Source organism: Peteryoungia algae, assembly GCF_030369675.1.
Lineage (GTDB): Bacteria > Pseudomonadota > Alphaproteobacteria > Rhizobiales > Rhizobiaceae > Allorhizobium > Allorhizobium algae.
Genome location: NZ_CP128477.1, coordinates 2,793,455 through 2,806,936, shown reverse-complemented (window position 1 = coordinate 2,806,936; position 13,482 = coordinate 2,793,455). Strand labels below are relative to the sequence as shown.

Here is a 13,482-nt window from a genome sequence, read left to right as displayed (position 1 = left end):
GGCTATGGCAGACACTTCTTCGGGAGGACTCTGCCAAAGCCGGACCCGCGCCCGGTCATTCCTCGGTCATCCTCGGGCCTGACCCGAGGACCAAGGACCGTCGCCGCCTTGCCAGAGAGACGCATGCAGCGGGACAAGACGCCGAACGGGGCGCCGGAAGGAGCCACATTACTTACTTAGACAGGTTGCTTCTGGCGCCTCGTCCGATCCTCGGGTTCAACCCGAGGAAAGTTTCAGCCCAGCCGGAGGGAGCGATCCCGACCGGCGGCGAAGCTTGGGTTTTTTGACAGTTTAGTTTCTGGAGCCTGGGGAGCGCGGGCCGCCAGTGCGGAGCCCATCTCTCCCTTGGTGGGGAAGAAAGCGATTTCGATGAATCAGGCGAGCGTAGGCCGCCTGGACATTAGAAATCGCCAGTGAGGGAAGCCGTTCGTCGTGCCCGCAACGTCGATCCCCTCACCAGCAAAATCTGAGATCGAGCCCTGATCGGGCACAGCCCTCGATTTTGCAACCTCTCCCGCAAGGGGAGATCTGTCGACTCTTACCTGTTCTTCCCCGGCACCCAGAGAATATCCGCCTTGCCGCCATCATTCGCATGGCGTGCCGCGACGAATAGAAAGTCCGACAGCCGGTTCACATATTTCAGCGCCGGCTCGCCAACATCCTCGCCCTCGAAGCGCGACAGTTCGACCATGATGCGCTCCGCCCTACGCGAGGTGGTGCGGGCGAGGTGCAGATAGGCGGCGGCGGGCGTACCACCGGGCAGGATGAAGGATTTGAGCGGGTCGAGGTCGGCGTTCAGCTGGTCGATTTCCTTTTCGATCCGGTCGACCTGGGCCTCGATGACGCGGAGCGGCTCGTAGGAGAGCACTTCGCCGGTTTCCGGGGCGGCCAGATCGGCGCCGAGGTCGAAGAGATCGTTCTGGATGCGCATCAGCATGGTGTCGAGCTCGGGCATGTCAGCCGTATGGAGCCGGGCAATGCCGATCGCCGAATTGGTCTCGTCGATCGTGCCATAGGCGTCGACGCGCAGGTCGTGTTTCAGGCGGCGCGGGCCGGTGACCAGCGCCGTGGTGCCGTCATCGCCGGTGCGCGTGTAGATCTTGTTGAGCTTGACCATAAGTTTACCGTCCGCCGCCGGTCAGCCAGAGCGTCAGCATGATCAGCGCAAGCGCGATCGCCTGCAGAACGATGCGTGCCTGCATGAGCTTGTTCGACGTGTTGCCGTCTCCGCCCTTCAGCATGTTGAAGAGCCCCCGGACGAGAACGAGAGCGACGAGCCCCATGACGATGATGGCGAGGACATAGGTGAATGTGGACATTGCGATGGAAGAACCTTTGTTCGTCGCCGGTCAGTCCAGCGAGCGCATCAATCGATAGAAGAGGTCGGCCGGCAGCCAGCGCTTGATGAAGGCCCCCTGCCTGGCCGGCTTGGTCACGAGATAATGTGGGCGGGCGCGCCGGGCGGTCAAGGCATGGGTGAGGACTTTGTAGACGGCATCCGGCCCGAGTTTGTGGCGGTTCACGGGGCCTGTGCCATCAAGTCGCGCCAACTGCCGGCGGTACTCCTGGGCATGCACGGAGTTTTCGAGATCGATGGCCTGGCGGATATGGGTGAGCGCATTGGCGGTGAAGCGGCTCTCTATCGGGCCGGGCTCGATCAGGCTCACCTGCACACCGGAGCCTTCAAGCTCCATCCGCAGCGTCAGCGACAGGCCTTCCAGCGCGAATTTCGAGGCGGTGTAAGCGCCGCGCCAGCGATAGGGGATGATGCCGAGGATCGAGGAGCATTGCACGATGCGACCCGACCCTTGCGCCCGCATCGCCGGGATCACCCGGCGGGTGAGGTCGTGCCAGCCGAAGAGATTGGTTTCGAACTGGGCCCTGAGCGCGTCCGTCGGCAGATCCTCCACCGCGCCCGGCTGGCCATAGGCGCCATTGTTGAAGAGGGCATCGAGCCGCCCACCGGTTCGCTCGAAGACGGTCGCCACGAGCGCCTCGATGCTGCCAGGATCGGTATAATCCATGAGCAGCGCCTCAAGTCCTCTGGCTTCCAGAGCCGCGAGGTCCTCCCGCTTGCGCACGGTCGCAAAAACCCGCCAGCCGTCGCCCTTCAGGGCCTCTGCACAATAGGCGCCAATGCCGGACGAACAGCCGGTGACGATGATGCTCTTCACAGGCTATACCTCGTCTTTCCTGTACAAATGGCGATCGGTTTCCCATATTCGGCCGCAGCCTGCAATCGTGCGTGTATTCCGAGGAGACTTGATGCCGACTTTCCTGCGTATGCTCTACAAGGTCGGTTTCGATGCGTTCTGGCACTTCACCGAGGACGACGGCTGGGCCATGGCGAGCCATGTGGCACTGTCGGCCATTCTCGCGCTCTTCCCCTTCCTGATCTTCGGCACCGCGCTCGCAAGCTTCCTCGGTGCTGACCAGTTCGCCGAGACGGCAGTGCATCTGATCTTCGACACCTGGCCGGAAACGATCGCCAAGCCGTTGTCAGACCAGGTCGTCGAGGTGCTGACCATTCCCCGCGGCGGCCTGTTGACCATTTCAGTGCTGGCGGCGGCGTATTTCGCCTCGAACGGGGTGGAGGCACTCAGGGTTTCGCTCAACCGCGCCTACCGGGTCGCCGAGACGCGACCCTGGTACATCACCCGCCTGATGAGCCTCGGCTTCGTCCTGGCGGCGGTCGTGGTGCTGGCGGCCATCAGCGCTCTTCTGGTTGCGGTGCCCGTGGCACTCGCCTATGCGGAAAGGCTCTTTCCCTTTCTGAAAAACTTTCTCGCCACCGTCGCCAACTGGCGAATCTACGGCACGGTGGCCTTCCTGGTTGTCACGCTTGTCGTGTTTCATCTCGGCCTGCCCGACGGCCGCAGGCGGCTGATCGATGTGCTGCCCGGCGTGCTGCTGACACTGGCGCTCTGGCTCGTCGGGGCGCTGCTCTTTGCCTACTACCTCGCCTCATTCGCCAACTACGCCGCGACCTATGCCGGTCTCGCCTCGATCATGATCGTGCTGGTCTTCCTCTACATGGTCGGTGCGATCTTCATCATCGGGGCGGAGTTCAATGCGGCCCTGCTCAAATTCCGAGTGGTGCCGGTGAAGGGCGGGCCTGCGGGCGGGATCTCAAATCCCGACCATGGCGCGGATATCTGACGGCGTCCGCCCTTCGGCCCAGAGCGCTGCCAGTGCGGTATCCCCGAGGCTCTTCGACAGTTTGCGGCCGTCAGGCCCCGATATCAGTCGGTGGTGGTGATAGACCGGTGTCGGCAGGCCGAGCAGGGCCTGCAAGAGGCGGTGCACGGAGGTTGCGTGGAAGAGGTCGAGACCGCGCACGACATGGGTCACCCCTTGGGCCGCATCGTCCACGGTGACGGCCAGATGGTAACTCGCCGGCGCATCGGAGCGCCAGAGCACGACATCCCCCCAGGCGGCCGGGTCGGCTTCGATCTCCCCCCGCGGCCCGTCGCCGGTTTCCTCCCAGGTGAGCCGTTTGCCAACGAGGGCGCGTGCCTTGTCGATGTCGAGCCGCCAGGCATGGCGCTCTGTGGTCGCCAGTCTTTCAGTTCTCTCAGCCTCGGAGAGGAAGCGCTCCTCTGTCGGATAGAGCGGTGCACCGTCAGGATCTCGCGGCCAGATGGCGCCCTCGCGCTCATGGGCCGAGACGCGGGCCTTCACCTCGCCGCGCGAGAGGAAGGCGGGATAGATGAGGCCCATGGCCTGCAATCGGTCGAGCGCTTCCCGGTAAAGCGGAAAATGCTCCGATTGGCGGCGGGCAGGGGTTTCAAAGGGGATCCCGAGCCAGGCAAGATCGTCGAAAACGGCCTGTTCGAGTTCCCTGCTGCAGCGGGCAAGGTCGATATCCTCTATGCGCAGCAAGAGGCGGCCGCCCATTTTTTCGGCCATGTCAGCGTTCAAGAGGGCCGAGAGCGCATGGCCGAGATGCAAGCGCCCATTGGGGCTCGGCGCGAAGCGAAAGACGGGGGCATCGTGGCCCACGGTTTGACGAGACGGTTCGGTCATGCTTTTCCTTCGCATGAGAGTGGAATGAGGAAAAGGGGACGGATTTGACGACGATCCGATGCGAGGCAGATCTCGCTGCGGGGCTTTCCCTTTTGCTGACACGCGATCCGCGGCTCTGTCCAATCGCGGAAGCCTGTTCTCCCCTGCCGCTCCGGCTGTCGGCGCCGGGCTTTGCGGGGCTTGCCTCGATCATCGTTTCCCAGATGGTGTCGCGGGCCAGTGCTGATGCCATCTGGCGGCGGATGACGGCAGTGCTTGGCAACCGGCCGCTGGCGGAGGACTATCTCGCGCTCGGCCCGGAACTCGTGGGCACATTCGGGCTGTCGCGCGGCAAGGCGCAGGCGCTCGAAGCCGCGGCCAAGGCCGATCTCGGCGGGCCCTTCCGGCTCGACGAACTGGCGGACATGCCAGCGGATGCCGCGATCGCCGCGCTGACGGGGCTGAAAGGGGTCGGCCCCTGGACGGCCGAGGTCTACCTGATGTTCTGCGGTGGTCATCCCGATATTTTCCCGGTCGGGGACGTCGCGCTCCGGATCTCGGTCGGCGATGTTTTCTTCGCCGGTGAGCGGCCCTTGCCAGAGCAGGTGGCCGAGCTTGCCGAGGTCTGGTCGCCGGTGCGCTCGGTCGCAGCCCGGCTGTTCTGGGCGCATTATGCGCGCATCACCGGACGCGTGGCGTTGCCGCGATAGAGGGCGCGCCTGAAGGTCGCAACACGGCTCAAAGATTCAGGCTTCACAATGCTGTAACAACGGACCTAATATAGAAGGGCAGATGCCGAATCGATCAGGAGTTCGCCTTGACGATTGCAGTTTCTCCCCAGGCCCTGCCGGCGCTCGTCCTGAACGCCGACTACCGGCCACTGAGTTATTATCCCTTGTCGCTCTGGTCCTGGCAGGACGCGATCAAGGCGGTCTTCCTTGACCGTGTGAACATCATCGCCGAGTACGAACATTCCGTCTGCTCGCCGAGTTTCTCGATGCGGCTGCCGAGCGTGGTCAGCCTCAAGACCTATGTTCAGCCGACCCGGAACCCGGCCTTCACCCGCTTCAATGTCTTCCTGCGCGACAGGTTCGAATGCCAGTATTGCGGCTCGCCCGACGACCTGACCTTCGACCATGTCATCCCGCGCGCCCATGGCGGAGAGACGACCTGGGATAACGTCGTCGCAGCCTGTTCGCCCTGCAATTTGCGCAAGGGCTCGAAGCTGCCCAAGCAGGCGGGCATGGTTCCGCATCAAAGGCCGTACCGCCCGACGGTGCAGGACCTGCACAACAATGGCCGGCTCTTCCCACCGAACTATCTGCATGAAAGCTGGGTCGATTATCTCTACTGGGATACCGAACTGCAGCCGTAAGCCTCCGGTTTCTGCCTCAGGCCGTGGGTTTGCGCAGCGCACCCCAGAGCGCGACGGCAGCAAGCGCTGCGCTGGTCAGCACATTCCAGCCGGCAAAGGACAGGCCCAGCACCCTGAGCGTCGCCTCGGTGCAGGACGGCGCCTTGGTCGCGTTCAGCGCTTCCAGGACATTGACCGGCGTATCGCCACCGGTCGCGCCGATCGAGCAGGTGGCGGGGCCATCCCAGAATTTCCACTCGACGCCGGAATGATAGATGCCAAGACCCATGCCGACCAGCATCAGCAGTGCTACCGAAATCAAGAGGAGCTTGGTGACGACAGGCGGCAGGCGGAAGACGGCGGAGAGAACGGCGAGGAAGCCGACGCCGATACCAATGTAATAGGGATTGCGCTGCAACAGGCAGAGCGCGCAGGGCACATAGCCGCCGATATGCTCGAAGCCGAGGGCCGTGCCGACGACGATCGCCATGCCTGAGGTGACGAGAACGGCCGCCGCGCGGTCGGGGTGGCGATTGAGAATTGCGAGCATCGGATCTGGCCTGCGGCTGATTTCTACGTCGCCGGCATCAGCGCCGGACCTGCCGGGTTCTATTGCGTTTGCGAAAGCGTGTAAATCACCGGTGGCCGGGACCACCGGTGCAAGTCTGCGTGATGCAAGGCCAGCGCCATTCGGCTTGCCGGCCTCGCCGCCTCGAGTGGTGCGTGGCTGGCGTCCTGAAAACGGGCTGGCGATCGGCGAATGTCACCGCAAGCCGTGACCTAAAGCAGCTTCAGTTGCGCCGTAAAACAGGTGCCGTCGCTGCCATCCAGCGTATAGCTGCCGTCGAGTTGGCGAAGGGAGCCTTCCATAAGCTTGGTTCCGGTGCCTTTCACTGCGGTCGCCGGGTCGAAGCCGATGCCATTGTCCGAGATCTTCAGCGTCGACATGTCGTCGGTCTCACCCTTGCGAAGACTGATCTCGATCCTGCCGCTTGCGGGGGTCTCGAATGCGTATTTGAGACTGTTGCTGACAACCTCGTTGATGAGGAGTGCGAGGGCTGTCGCCCGGTCGTTGGAGACGCTTGAGGGTGCAAGATCGAAGTCTACATGCACGCCACCACCATAGGCGCCAATCACGTTCTCCGCGACGCGCCGGATGAGCTGTGCGGCATCGAGAGCAGCATAGGCATCGTGCTGGTAAATGAGTTCGTGCACGGCGACCATGGCCTTGATGCGGTCTGTCAGCGCCTGCGATTGTTCTCCAGGCTTGAGATGGACACGAATCAGGGACATGACCGACTGAAGGTTGTTCTTCACCCGGTGATGGATTTCTCGAAGCAGAAGCTCGTTCTTGTCCAGCGCGGTCTGAAGTGCTGCAGCCTGTGCGTCCTGAATGCGCAGAAGGCTCCTGATACGGAGTGCCGCGCCGAACGAGCCGAGACAGGCAAGCGCGGTCACGACCGACAAAATCGCGATGTTGTGCCAGAAGGGCCGCATGAGCAGACCCAAGTCCGCAGCGGCAAGGGCAACGAAAGGTGTACCTTCCACCTGCCTGTAGCCGACGATCCGTTTCACGCCGTCAAGCGGAGACGCCTCTGCTATGTATGTGCCGGTCGGTGCATTCTTGAGGTAATCCGTAAACAGGACATAGTCACTCATGTCGAGGCCGGCTTTCGGCTTGGGGTAGCGCGCAACCAGCTGCCCGTCCTCCCGGATGAAGCTGACAGCAAAATTGCCACCGAGATTGACGGCTTCCCAAATCGGCTTCATCAGCTCGGTCGAGAGCGACACGGTCACGACACCTGCAAAAACGCCTCCTTCTTCAAACCGACGGCTGAACACAAAAATCTGATCGCCATCCAGGCGGCTGATCAGGAGGGAGGAGACGTAATCCTCACGGCCTGCCGCCAGAGCCTTGAAGTATTCTCGATCACGGATGTCTATGGGCTTCAGATTGGGATCTGTGGAGTACAGGGTCTTTCCGTCCGCTGCGACCACGTAAGCCTGGACCGTCCCGGGCAACCCCTGCAGGGTGCCGCGGATGTCTTGCACCGCGCCAACCCGCAACGGTGCCCGACCACTTTCCACGAGGTCAACCAGTCGCCCTGTTGCCTGGGCTCCGAACTCATAGATCCATTTTGCATGGGTCGCGACGACAAGGCTTGACGTGGAGACGCGGTCTTCCGCCGCTTTGACAGTCGCGTGGTAAGATTGAAAGGCCCAGGATGACGCCAATGCGATAAAGCCTGCCCACGCAACCACAATTGCCATGACGACGAATTTTTGGGCCTTGCCCGGTGCATATCGCTCCATAAATCATCCCGGCCCTGCGGTGCAGCTCACCGTGGAGACTGCCGCGAATTGTTCTCATAATTCTCGATAGGTAGGGCATGCTGAGGGTCCTATCAACCAGAGATGATCGGTGACCAGCACATAGAGCAATTTGGCAGATCTCTTGGCATTTGACGGTGTTCGAGCGGCGCAAGACTCATTGGCCGCGGCCCGCTCTGGCGCCCTGTCTGCATGCAACATTCGCAGCGATTTCTTGCCGAGGCGCGAGGAAGGCGGCTTGAGAACAAGGCGCAACCAGCGGGTCGATTGGCGCATTCGCCCAACCAGGCGATACACCCAGCGCGACAGACGGGTGGGAGAACCAGGCTCGAGCCGCTTTCCGACTGAGGTCGGGAGAATTTCGTTGAAGAATGGTGCCCCATGCCGGAATCGAACCAGCACTCCTTTCGGAACTCGATTTTGAGTCGAGCGCGTCTACCAGTTCCGCCAATGGGGCACGGTCTGGACGCAGGCGACTTACCATGGGCTGCGGCGAGCTTGCAAGGGGTGTCGAATGCCGTTTCTGTGGGGATCGTTTGGGCGCAGACGGGCCTGGTTCCAGGCCGGGCTGATTGCGTAGCGTGTTGAAGCGACTTTGCCGGAATGCTAGACAAGGCGCGACCCGCACGAGCAGTCCTGTGGGGGCCTGGCCTGTCGTCGGGACGATTTCACATCCACGGAAAGCAAGACGCATGACCACTCCGGCCAAGAAGATCCGCATCCCCCAGTCCGTCAAGCAGGTTGTCGTGGATGCTACGCTGTTGCCGAAGGCTCCGGCACAGCCCGTTGCTGCCAAGGGCAAGCGCAAGACAAAGGCTGCGGCGCCAGTGGTTGCCAAGCCGGCCGCTGCCGTCGATGGCACGGCGAAGGTCAACATCGTGGCACCGGTCGCGCCGCAGGTGGCGGCCATGCGGCAGAAGTTGAAGCAGCAGTCGGTCCAATCGCACATCGCGCGGGTCGATGCCGCGATCGAGGCGGGTACGGTTTCGCCGGCGGATGCCAAGGCCCTGGTGCTGGCGCTGGCGATGAGGCGGCTCGGCTCGAAGGACGCGGCCGAAAAGTGGTATCGCAGCCAGCATCTTGAGGTTTTCGGCGGTCGCACACCGGCCCAGATGGTGCGCGGCGGAGAATTGAAGGCGCTGGTCGCGCTGATGCGGGCGGAAGCGGCGCAGAACAAGACCTGACAGGCGAGGTGGCATCGGCCGCCGCCCGAGGGGTTCACGCGATTTTCCCTTGAAGCGACCACGACTTGCGGCGAGCCACCACCCACTTTCCGGTGAGGCGTTTGCGCGTGATTTACGCTATAACCAGCGGCTCATTGTGCATCTGCGAGATGAATGCTAGCTGAGAAAGCATGAGGATCCGGAATCTCAGCCATGCTGCTTGAGCCGCGCGACACTTTCGAGGCGCTTCGCCGCGATTTCCATTGGAATATTCCCGCCGATTTCAACATCGGGCGCGTGGTCTCCGACGACTGGGCCGCCAAGGCGCCAGAGCGCATCTGCCTTCAACATTTCTCGCCCGATGGCGACCACCTCACGATGACCTATGGCGTGCTTGCGGCGCAATCCTCGGCGCTCGCGCATGGATTGACGGATCTCGGTGTTCTTGCCGGTGACCGGGTGGCGCTGCTTCTGCCGCAATGCTTCGAGACCGTCATCGCGCATGTCGCGATCTACAAGATGGGTGCGATCGCCTTGCCCCTGGCGCTGCTTTTCGGCGAGGAGGCGCTGGAGTATCGGCTGCGGGACGCCGGTGCGCGGGTCGTGATCACGAATGGTTTCGGCTTGCAGCGGCTGAAGACGATCAAGGCGCGCCTGCCGGAGCTGCAGACGGTGATTTCGATTGATGGTGCCGGGCCCGACATTGTCGGTTTCCATGCGCTGATCGACGGCAAGCCATCCGTGTTCGAAATCGCCGGGAGCGGGCCCGATATGCCGGCGTTGATGATCTATACCTCGGGCACAACGGGGCCGCCGAAGGGCGCTTTGCACGGTCATCGCGTACTGGCTGGCCATATTCCGGGTTTTCAGCTGGCGCATGACTACCTGCCGCAGCCCGACGACAGGGTCTGGACGCCCTCGGACTGGGCCTGGGCGGGCGGTTTGCTCAATGCCTTGCTGCCGGCGTTGATGCTCGGCGTGCCGGTCGTTTCGTCGCCAGCGCAGAAATTCGATCCGCATATGGCATTCCGGATCATGGCCGAAATGAAGGTCCGCAACGCGTTCATTCCGCCGACGGCCCTCAGGTTGCTGAAGGCCGTGGAGCGGCCGCGCGAGGCTTACGACCTGGTGCTGCGCAGCATAGGCTCTGCGGGGGAATCGCTCGGGCGCGAGACCTATGAATGGGTGAAGTCCGCGCTGGGGATCGTGCCAAACGAATTCTATGGCCAGACGGAGTGCAATTTCGTGCTGTCATCAGCCGCCCATCTCGGCGTCACCAAGGGTGGCTTCATTGGCAAGGCAGTGCCGGGGCATGAGGTCGCGATCATCGATGCCGGGGGCCGCGAAGTGCCGGTCGGTGAGACAGGTCAGGTGGCGATCCGGCGACCCGATCCCGTGATGTTCCTCGGTTACTGGAACAATGCGAAGGCGACGGCGGACAAATTCGTCGGCGACTGGATGAAGACGGGCGATCTCGGCCGTCAGGACGAGGACGGCTACGTGCAGTTCTTCGGCCGCGACGACGACGTGATTACGTCGTCGGGCTACCGGATCGGGCCGACCGAGATCGAGGATTGCCTGATCGGCCATCCGGCGGTGCGGCTTGCGGCTGTGATCGGCAAGCCGGACGTGCTCAGAACCGAGATCGTCAAAGCTTTCGTCGTTGTGCAGGCGGGCCACGAGCCGGGACCGGCGCTTGCCGCAGAGGTTCGCGACTGGGTGAAGAACCGGCTGTCGATGCACGAATATCCGCGCGAAATCGAGTTCGTGGCGGAGCTGCCGCTGACCACCAGCGGCAAGGTGATCCGCAGGCTGCTGCGGGACCAGGAAATCGCCAGGGCGAGCTGAGCCGGGGCGGTGCCGTGTTCCGACGAACCGCTGATCAGCCGCCGAAGCGGCGATTGAGAACCTTGTCGCGCAGGATGCGGGCGATGTTGCGGGTGTTGCGGTACATGTGCAGCTGCGCGCCGACCTGGCGCACGTCGCGGTCGGCATTGGGCTTCAGGCCGACCACCAGCGTGCCCATGGCTTCGCGTTCCTTCCAGAAGCGGCTCATGATCGGATGATCAGGCACGGCGCAACTGTCCGTGCGCTGGATGTTGGCGTCGTCGAGGTGCCATTCGGTGAGATCGGCCATCAGGAGCTTGCCCGGCGAGAAGCGGGCATAGGTCTCGTCATAGGCCGTCTTCCAGGTATAAGCCTCGCCCGCCATGATGAAGACCACCATGGAGGCGATGGCGCGACCTTCCAGGTCGAGCGTGTGGATGCGGACCGCGTCGGCTTCGGCCAGATTGGTGATGGCTTCTCGGGCAAAGGCGGCGCGCAGGCGGTCGTTGACCATGGCGGAGCGCTTGCGCCCCTTCCAGCCGCTCGCTTCCAGCGCCAGGAATTCTTCCATGCGGGCGCGGATCTCTTCCGGCTGGCGGGCGACGTTGTAGGTCACGGAACCCTGCTCCGAGAGGAGCCGGAACTGGCGGCGCATCTCGCGCAGGTGGTTCTTGTTGAGGGCCGCCTGCAAATAGTTCGGGCCGTCCTCGTAACTCTGCAGCATGGGGCGCTGGTATTCGTTTGTGACTGTCAGCGGCAGGTCGCGGGCGAGCGCCACGGCACGGGCGAGCTGGGCGAAACGGCCTTCCAGGCGCAGATCCGGAATGACGAGCAGGGCCGGCAGGCGGGCTTCGGGGCGGGCCAGCGCTTCGAGCAGGTTGTCGATCGTCTCGGCGGCCCCTTCCGCATCGACCAGGGGCGTGCCGAGCGGACCGAAGGGATTGGCCCAGACGCGGATGATCGAGGGGCCGACGGAGAAGCCTGGTTTCTCGACCGAGAAGGGGAAAAGCAGGCGCAGGCGCGAACGGCGTTCGTCTTCGTCGCGCACGACGGCAAAGCGGACCTGACGCTCTTCCAGCCGCGGCATGGCAGGGGCGAGGAAACGCGGGGCAAAGAAGACATTCGGCTCCATGACGCGATAGGTCAGGTATTCGAGTTCGTCCTGGAGTTCATAACCCATCTGGCCGGGATAGACGCTGAGACGACGACCGGGGCGGCCGACCGCGACTTCCATCTCGGCAACCGGCGCCGGAGCGCCGCCTGCGAGACTGCCGACCAGTCGATTGGCGTCGCTGTTCATGCTCTCGTTGTAGATGCGTTCTGTCATGGGCGGACGGCCTCCCGCCGGGGCGTCAGGTCATGCGCATCGGCAAAGTGCCTCGCTGCCATGCGCCGGGCGCGGGCTGTCTCGTCCTCGGCCAAGAGCGCACGGACCAGACGCAGGCCTGCGGGCAACCATTTTTCCGCGCTTTCCAGAACAGTCATCGGTACGGACGCAATACTTCTCGCTGGGTCGGATATGGGCTCCAGTGATGACAGATCAGGGTTAACGAAGTGTGGTGATGCGGACCTGCTGGCTGTCGGTGTCGCGTGGCGTGCGAGGCACGCCGTTGAAGAGGAAAAGAGCCAGCGGGGAGCGCCGGATGAGGCGGTGCGTCGCATAGGAGAGCACTGACGTCGCGAGGCAGACCAGCGCGAACTCCGCGACGGGTGGCCAGGTGGTGAGGAGAAAGAGGGTCGACAAAGCGTAGATGATGGGGTGATGCAGCAGGTAGATGCTGAAGGAGGCATCGACGATGCGATCTATGCGCGGGTCGTCACGGTTCCAGAAGCGCCGGGCGATGCCGATCACAACGCAGCTGGCAAGGAGGGCCGCTGCACCATCCACGGCGTTGTAGGCGATTTCGAGGTCTGTCGTGGTCCGGCCTCGCAAGAGGGAAGCGGAAATGGCCGTGATTCCGGCGAGTGTGGGAAGTGCCCAACCCCTTTGCCAGATGAAAAGCGTTCGGACGTCGGGCGCGCCCCTCAGGGCGACGCCGATCAGAAAGAACGGCAGATAGCGGAGATAGGGATCAATGCCGTGGGCGAGGAGGTAAGGCAGGGTGCCGTCGCTTGCGAGCATGGCTTGATGCGAGAGATAGACCACAATCTCCCATGTCGCGATGACGATGAGCAGCATTGCGAGGGCGGCGTGGGGGTGTCCTGCGCAACGAAGCCGAAGAGCGGCAAGCCCATCGGCGATCGGCCCCTGGCGGATCCATGGCTGCAGCAGGACCAGCAGGACACTGTAGGCCAGCAATGCCGGTAGAAACCACAGGTGCATGATCCAGCCGAAGCCCGGATGGGTGACGTCTTCTGCGGCGCGGCCGAGCGCGGTTGCCATCGGCATAACACCGGTCACGGCTTCGTTGAGGTCGATCAGGACGATCTGCAAGGGGGCCAGCAGCGCAAGGCCAGTCAGGAAGGGAATGCCGAGCCGTGTCAGGCGGCTGCGAAGCCAAAGGGCCGGGGGCCTTCGCTCCAGCATCATGGCGGCGAAATAGCCTGCGACGATGAAGAAGGCCGGCATGCGGAAGGTGACGAAAACGCCGCTCACAAAAGTGAGAAATTCGCTCTTATCCGGCGACTGAATGTCCCACAAAACGCGTGTGTTGTAGGCCATTGCGGCGTGATAGGGGATGCCGAGAAGCATCAGAAAAGCGCGCAGCGAATCCCAATGGTGCTCCCGCGCTGACCCAGCCGACATCCTGTCCTCCGAAAGAAAGGGGAACCGGGCCGGATGGCGCGGTTCCCCTCAACAGG

The 13,482-nt window shown here is 63.1% G+C and carries 13 protein-coding genes and 1 tRNA gene; 5 read left to right on the top strand and 9 right to left on the bottom strand.

The window, feature by feature from the left end:
• Positions 1-538 precede the first annotated feature (538 nt).
• Genes QTL56_RS13325 through QTL56_RS13315 form a run of 3 tightly spaced genes read right to left on the bottom strand, consistent with a single transcriptional unit; the run spans position 539 to position 2,174 of the window.
• Positions 539-1,117, bottom strand: a complete 579-nt coding sequence (locus QTL56_RS13325; RefSeq protein ID WP_229575005.1) for a cob(I)yrinic acid a,c-diamide adenosyltransferase — start codon at positions 1,115-1,117, stop codon at positions 539-541.
• A gap of 4 nt (positions 1,118-1,121) precedes the next feature.
• On the bottom strand, positions 1,122-1,319 hold the full coding sequence (locus tag QTL56_RS13320; RefSeq protein WP_229575004.1) for a twin transmembrane helix small protein: 198 nt from the start codon (positions 1,317-1,319) through the stop codon (positions 1,122-1,124).
• Positions 1,320-1,349: 30 nt separating this feature from the next.
• Positions 1,350-2,174 (bottom strand): SDR family oxidoreductase, encoded by an 825-nt coding sequence (locus QTL56_RS13315; protein ID WP_245137453.1) that lies wholly within the window; start codon positions 2,172-2,174, stop codon positions 1,350-1,352.
• Positions 2,175-2,265: 91 nt separating this feature from the next.
• Between QTL56_RS13315 and QTL56_RS13310 the strand changes: the two genes are divergently transcribed.
• Positions 2,266-3,159 (top strand): YihY/virulence factor BrkB family protein, encoded by an 894-nt coding sequence (locus QTL56_RS13310; protein WP_229575002.1) that lies wholly within the window; start codon positions 2,266-2,268, stop codon positions 3,157-3,159.
• On the opposite strand, the gene gluQRS is transcribed toward QTL56_RS13310, so the two are convergent.
• Positions 3,130-4,041, bottom strand: a complete 912-nt coding sequence (gluQRS, locus tag QTL56_RS13305; RefSeq protein WP_229575001.1) for a tRNA glutamyl-Q(34) synthetase GluQRS — start codon at positions 4,039-4,041, stop codon at positions 3,130-3,132. The genes QTL56_RS13310 and gluQRS overlap by 30 nt on opposite strands.
• Before the next feature lie 29 nt (positions 4,042-4,070).
• Between gluQRS and QTL56_RS13300 the strand changes: the two genes are divergently transcribed.
• Positions 4,071-4,715: a DNA-3-methyladenine glycosylase family protein gene (locus tag QTL56_RS13300; protein WP_245137454.1), complete on the top strand. Its 645-nt coding sequence runs from the start codon at positions 4,071-4,073 to the stop codon at positions 4,713-4,715.
• A 107-nt stretch (positions 4,716-4,822) separates the two neighbouring features.
• Positions 4,823-5,380: an HNH endonuclease gene (locus tag QTL56_RS13295; protein WP_229574999.1), complete on the top strand. Its 558-nt coding sequence runs from the start codon at positions 4,823-4,825 to the stop codon at positions 5,378-5,380.
• Positions 5,381-5,396: 16 nt separating this feature from the next.
• Here QTL56_RS13295 and QTL56_RS13290 read toward each other — a convergent pair whose 3' ends face one another.
• The 3 genes from QTL56_RS13290 to QTL56_RS13280 all read right to left on the bottom strand — a co-directional run bounded on the left by QTL56_RS13290 (position 5,397) and on the right by QTL56_RS13280 (position 8,147).
• Entirely contained in the window at positions 5,397-5,909 is a 513-nt protein-coding gene (locus QTL56_RS13290; protein WP_229574998.1) for a disulfide bond formation protein B, read from the bottom strand.
• 230 nt (positions 5,910-6,139) lie between these two features.
• Entirely contained in the window at positions 6,140-7,672 is a 1,533-nt protein-coding gene (locus tag QTL56_RS13285) for a sensor histidine kinase (RefSeq protein WP_245137455.1), read from the bottom strand.
• 390 nt (positions 7,673-8,062) lie between these two features.
• Positions 8,063-8,147, bottom strand: a tRNA-Leu gene (locus tag QTL56_RS13280).
• Between the two features lie 235 nt (positions 8,148-8,382).
• Here QTL56_RS13280 and QTL56_RS13275 point away from each other — a divergent pair.
• Positions 8,383-8,874: a hypothetical protein gene (locus QTL56_RS13275; protein ID WP_245137456.1), complete on the top strand. Its 492-nt coding sequence runs from the start codon at positions 8,383-8,385 to the stop codon at positions 8,872-8,874.
• 192 nt (positions 8,875-9,066) lie between these two features.
• Positions 9,067-10,701 (top strand): AMP-binding protein, encoded by a 1,635-nt coding sequence (locus QTL56_RS13270; RefSeq protein WP_245137457.1) that lies wholly within the window; start codon positions 9,067-9,069, stop codon positions 10,699-10,701.
• 34 nt (positions 10,702-10,735) lie between these two features.
• On the opposite strand, the gene QTL56_RS13265 is transcribed toward QTL56_RS13270, so the two are convergent.
• Together QTL56_RS13265 and QTL56_RS13260 are read right to left on the bottom strand one after the other, a co-directional pair.
• Entirely contained in the window at positions 10,736-12,007 is a 1,272-nt protein-coding gene (locus QTL56_RS13265; protein WP_229574994.1) for a GNAT family N-acetyltransferase, read from the bottom strand.
• A gap of 219 nt (positions 12,008-12,226) precedes the next feature.
• Positions 12,227-13,426 (bottom strand): acyltransferase family protein, encoded by a 1,200-nt coding sequence (locus QTL56_RS13260; protein ID WP_245137458.1) that lies wholly within the window; start codon positions 13,424-13,426, stop codon positions 12,227-12,229.
• Positions 13,427-13,482 lie beyond the last annotated feature (56 nt).

Coding starts and splice junctions, on each gene's coding strand:
- QTL56_RS13325 (WP_229575005.1), bottom strand. CDS start 1,117: ATGGTCAAGCTCAACAAGATCTACACGCGCACCGGCGATGACGGCACC.
- QTL56_RS13320 (WP_229575004.1), bottom strand. CDS start 1,319: ATGTCCACATTCACCTATGTCCTCGCCATCATCGTCATGGGGCTCGTC.
- QTL56_RS13310 (WP_229575002.1), top strand. CDS start 2,266: ATGCCGACTTTCCTGCGTATGCTCTACAAGGTCGGTTTCGATGCGTTC.
- gluQRS (WP_229575001.1), bottom strand. CDS start 4,041: ATGCGAAGGAAAAGCATGACCGAACCGTCTCGTCAAACCGTGGGCCAC.
- QTL56_RS13290 (WP_229574998.1), bottom strand. CDS start 5,909: ATGCTCGCAATTCTCAATCGCCACCCCGACCGCGCGGCGGCCGTTCTC.
- QTL56_RS13285 (WP_245137455.1), bottom strand. CDS start 7,672: ATGGAGCGATATGCACCGGGCAAGGCCCAAAAATTCGTCGTCATGGCA.
- QTL56_RS13275 (WP_245137456.1), top strand. CDS start 8,383: ATGACCACTCCGGCCAAGAAGATCCGCATCCCCCAGTCCGTCAAGCAG.
- QTL56_RS13270 (WP_245137457.1), top strand. CDS start 9,067: ATGCTGCTTGAGCCGCGCGACACTTTCGAGGCGCTTCGCCGCGATTTC.
- QTL56_RS13265 (WP_229574994.1), bottom strand. CDS start 12,007: ATGACAGAACGCATCTACAACGAGAGCATGAACAGCGACGCCAATCGA.
- QTL56_RS13260 (WP_245137458.1), bottom strand. CDS start 13,426: ATGTCGGCTGGGTCAGCGCGGGAGCACCATTGGGATTCGCTGCGCGCT.